The sequence below is a fragment of the Pseudomonas sp. SST3 genome, assembly GCF_003325755.1.
Genome location: NZ_QORI02000163.1, coordinates 1 through 3,632, shown reverse-complemented (window position 1 = coordinate 3,632; position 3,632 = coordinate 1). Strand labels below are relative to the sequence as shown.

Sequence of the window (3,632 nt, the reverse complement as noted above, 5' to 3'; positions counted from 1 at the left end):
CGTCGGACGGTCAGCCTGGGTGGCCGCGCTAACAAATTGGTTATATGATCTGCCTACTAAATGAGAGCCGATTCAGGCCTATGCTTCTTACAACAACCACCTGTATGAAAAGAGCACGGCACGATGATAAATGATTCAGATTTGGCCGAAATGATTCCTTCCGCGCTAACAGGTGTAACTGTCGGGATCGGTTCGCAGATCCTGCTTTTTGGCGATATGGCTAGCGTGTTAATTCAGTGCCCATTCGCTTGTGATATCAATAGGGTATGCAAGTGGGGGCATGGTGAAGATGCTGCCACAAGCCCTTTACTTTTCGACTTTCTAAACCACGATGTAGAAGCTTTTTTCAATTGATAGTTTTGGGGTTTTTCACCATCACCTTCAGTACGCAAATGATCTTGCAAATCCATCCTGAGAAAAATGGATTGGAGTCTTATGTCGTGAGTACGCGGCACGATATATTTCCCATCTTGGTGTGGTAGCCAGGAACGCGATGGCTATACGACGCGAGCCCCGGCCTCCGCTCTGACTCTGGTTGCTGACGCCTGTGGGTCGTCAGCTGCCGGTAGAGATAGGCTGCAACCGACCCTGTGCTGTCGCTTGTACCCCATGCACCACTTGAGCAGTGAAGGAGTCCCTATATGAAAAAGCCCCCTTGTACCTCTTTGCCAAGGTGCGGTGCATTTGTGAGTATCGCCCCAGTGTTACGGCTATCGTGCTGTTTGGTCTCGAGGTTGAGGGTGAGGACGAACCACCGGTTTATATGGAGATTCGCTTCATTGATTACACCAGCCAGCAGATTGAAGGGGACCATCTGATGCTTTCGCTGGAGGAGGCACTTGAGTACGCTCAAGCTGATTACGGTATCCACCAGACTGATTGGCGTGCGATGAACCAAGAGGAAATTGATCGGATTACATGGTAGCTAGAGCAGCTACCGGGCCTGTTCCTGACTCGGCGTTAAAAGACGAGTGAGAACCGCAACTGATCAAGAGGAGCCCCTTCCGATGATCGCTCGCAAGACGTTGCAGCCCTCAAGGCCTCAGAAGGAATCCGTTTCGGACATTGTAGAGTTCGGTAATTTGACTGCTCGCCTGCCGCTATGAGTCGAATGCCAGATCGCAGCTCGACGTTGCACTTAAAGCTGTCAAGGTTGCCTAATGCCCTAGGCAGCGTCCGATCCGAAACTGCCATTGCGTCTTTTACACGCCGAGACCAGAACGGCTTGGGCTTGGATTCGTTCGAACCTTTCGTGGATGGTTCAGTGCAGAATTTGCGCGATGGTTTGCGCGACAAAAGCCGACCATGCAAAGAGATTCTCCGACGCTTGTTCGCTCTCGCTGAGCCAGTACGTCCTGGCACCCATAAAATATCCCCTGACATTGATCCGTAAGTGGCAGCCATCGGCTAGGCGTGAATCACACGCCCTTCAGTTAACATCGATGCCAGGATAAAGATCCGCAGGTGGGTGGTAATCGGGATCTTCAAAACGACTATTGTTGTAATGCATTTTGGCAGTAGGCCCCTCGCCTTCGTACGTCACCTCAGAATTGGGAGTCAGATGCCATCCGGTCCCATCTTTGTCGCGTTCGATCAGCGACGGATACAACGTACATGTCCCGCCCGAACCGGATGTCAGCATGAATTGGTAATAGCGTCCGGCTTGGAGCGTGAACTTCGCCGAGACATAGTAGTAACGAGTGCGTGTCCCGTGGATACGCCAGCGGCTAAATCTGTGTCTCGTGCCCAAGAAGCCTCGCAATAACCGTACATATTTCTGGAAACTGTACAAATCCCTCGCGGTCGAGAAAATGTCCCCCACCACTAACGACTTCTTGCTCGGCTTTGAGGTTGCGGGACAGTTCGATAGATGCTGCCGGCTCAACAATTGAATCGTTGTCGGAAAACAGCGAGATGATTTTCTGTGTACGACGGCAAACTTCCGCGTGGTCCAGCGGTGCATCTGTGAAGGCGTGTAGCTCTGGCAACGTAGACACCGTTCTATCGAAGCCGGAGACCAGCAAGACTCCGCCAGTTAGGGTGTGTGCGGGTAAGGACAACAAGTGCCGTAGAGCAGCGATGCATCCAAGACTATGCCCTATGAGGATCGTGTTTGTGTCAGCTGCTGGCAGTGATTGCTGCAACGCCAATGCCCATTTTATTGGATCAGGATTGAACGAATCAGGCATAGCTGGAATGCTAACTTGCGCGCCTTGCTCCCGTAGCACCTCCGCCAACCAAGGAAACCAGTTCACATTGGGCGAGGCAGTATAACCATGCACAATTACAACGTGTTTACCGTCATAGCGGTTCGATGTTCTGTTGGCTGCATGCATATTGGGTATCAGAGATCAGCGGATTGATCGGTCGCAGATACTACACTTTCTGCTTTCGGCCGGCGAGGATGTCACAGCTGATAAATTGAGCGATCTGGATGATTCCCTGCAACGCGTGTCGTGGTATGCGTCCAATCGCGGCCATCGGCAATGCGGTTGTAATCTAGGGCTGATGGCAATTCGTGGCCGTCAATGACCACGACTCGTGCTGGTCACTCCGTTGAAAATGGCTGGTCAAATGCGATGCAAACGAGTGGTCAAGTGAGGGCCAATTTCGCATGAGTGACACAAGGCCTGATTTCGGCAAACTCGCCCTGCCGCAAGAAGCGATGCAGTCGTGTTTTTTGCGGCACAGGCGGCAATGGCAATGGATCACTGATTTGGATGTGGCGGATGGCTCCTAGGTGACGTCTGCGCATAAGCAGCTTCCTTGGTATACCGTTGTCGTACGCTTTTCCGATCATGCGAAAATGTCAGCGTAACCGTCCACTTAAGTCAGTCGACCTACCTGTAAAGATCCTAACAAACCAAACCGTCGAGGGCGTGGGTGGCTCACAATCACACTGCGATTTATCGGGCTGGCGAGTTGGAGGGCTGATGGGGTTTTCGCGAGCAAGCTCGCGCCTACAGGCGTGAGATGTCGGGGGGACGTATGCATAGCGCCAGGTCAGCGCCTTTCCAGCCAGGCAAGCCTGAGCATTTCATGTGCCCCGGTCGGTTACGAGGCACATGGTAGCTCCCTTCAGCCACCGATATCCTGAGGCAACGCCAAGTAGAACGATAAGGCACCAAAATATACTGGCGAGCGTCTGCTTCTGGCCGAAGCACCGCCTCCGATCAGGCTTGTTTGACGCCGTTGGGTAACATCAGCAGGCAAGCATCAGCAACGGCATGGGCAAACGGGGCGAAGTCCTCGGTATTAGCGGCGATGATGTTATCAGTCGCGCCATGGACGCCCGCATAAATGAGCAATGCCACAACGTTCGGATGTTCTGGCGCCCAATTGCCGGCCAGCTTGCCCCCTTCAATAATCGCAAGCAATTGCTCGAGAATAGCGTTCTTCGAGCCGTTGGCACGATCATGATGGTGGTGGTTCACGTAGACGATATCGTGGATACGATATGTCTTGACGTAGGTTTTCGATGTTGGCGTGAATCCAGGCGCGAAGACGCTCTTCCCAGTCATCGGCAGCGCAGCGCGCCATTGCATTGTCCAGGCTGAGCATGAAGCGCTCGGTATAGCGCACGGCCAGAGCGTCAAGCATTTTCGTTCTTGGAAGAAAAGTAGTGATAAAAC

The 3,632-nt window shown here is 52.7% G+C and carries 2 protein-coding genes and 1 pseudogene; 1 reads left to right on the top strand and 2 read right to left on the bottom strand.

Features of this window, described 5'->3' with window-relative positions:
* Positions 1–655: 655 nt before the first annotated feature.
* Positions 656–925 (top strand): hypothetical protein, encoded by a 270-nt coding sequence (locus DQ405_RS25805; protein WP_168426445.1) that lies wholly within the window; start codon positions 656–658, stop codon positions 923–925.
* An 802-nt stretch (positions 926–1,727) separates the two neighbouring features.
* On the opposite strand, the gene DQ405_RS25800 is transcribed toward DQ405_RS25805, so the two are convergent.
* A complete protein-coding gene (locus DQ405_RS25800; protein WP_003192641.1) occupies positions 1,728–2,336 on the bottom strand; it encodes an RBBP9/YdeN family alpha/beta hydrolase in 609 nt (202 codons plus the stop codon).
* A gap of 837 nt (positions 2,337–3,173) precedes the next feature.
* Positions 3,174–3,632, bottom strand: a pseudogene (locus DQ405_RS25795) (hypothetical protein); the annotation flags it as partial.